The 835-nt window shown below is 58.3% G+C and carries 1 protein-coding gene; it reads right to left on the bottom strand.

Translation table 11 applies throughout. The features are described 5' to 3' along the window. Nucleotides 1–835: Ig-like domain-containing protein (locus tag A3754_RS23985; RefSeq protein WP_197468829.1), on the bottom strand; the 835-nt coding region annotated here is incomplete at both ends.

Below are 835 nucleotides of genomic sequence, written 5' to 3'. Positions count from 1 at the left end.
ACATCGGCACTGGGCAGGTTGGCCAGTTCCTGGAACACGGTGGTCGCCGCCGGCCCGACTTGGAACAGAATCTCCATGTCCGGGCCCCCTTCTTTCTGGCCAGCCCCAAGCAACAGCGCTGTCTGCAGCGGCAGACCATCCACCGAACACATACCCGCACAACCGGTGCCACCGCCATTGGATGTCATCACATAACGNTACAGAGCACCCTCTTCCCAGGCTTGCTCTGGTGTGAACGTCAGCGCGCGTGGGTCCAGCACCAGTTCACCCTCCACGTCGACCCAGCTGCCGCCTTCGTCTTTTTGCACCAGGAAGGTATCGCCGAGGAGGATGGTTGCCGGATCCATGTTCTGGGAAAAACGCACACGAATGGAGCGGTTTGCGGGCAGATCCACAATCGGCAGTTCATCCACTTCCACTTGCGCACTTTCCTCGTTGGAGGAGATGCACACGCCTTGGGTGCCGGCATCAATCTCGGCCTGGCTGGCATTACTGCTGGCACAGGGGAAGCCCGGGTAGACGGTGGCTGCGAATGGGCCTCTGCGCACATCGTCCGGATCATTGACCACATACTCCGGCAGGCTGAAGTCCAGGCTGTTATCCCCTTCCAGGGTATCCAGCATCTGCAAGGGGTTACCTTCCAGATCCGTAATATCCGGGGTGGTGGTAATTACGTACTCCACACCATATTCCACCGGGGCATCCGGAGTGATGATCAAGGCACTGCCATCCAGCTTCCAGCTGAACGGTTCTTGCGCCCCACCTTTGGTGAGCATCAAGCTCTCACCGGCAACAATGGTTTCCTTCTCCAGGACTTCATTGAAATGGATGATGA

It is taken from the genome of Alcanivorax sp. HI0083, from assembly GCF_001635175.1.
Note: the sequence above shows the minus strand (reverse complement) of the source record. Positions and strands in the feature narration are given on the sequence as shown.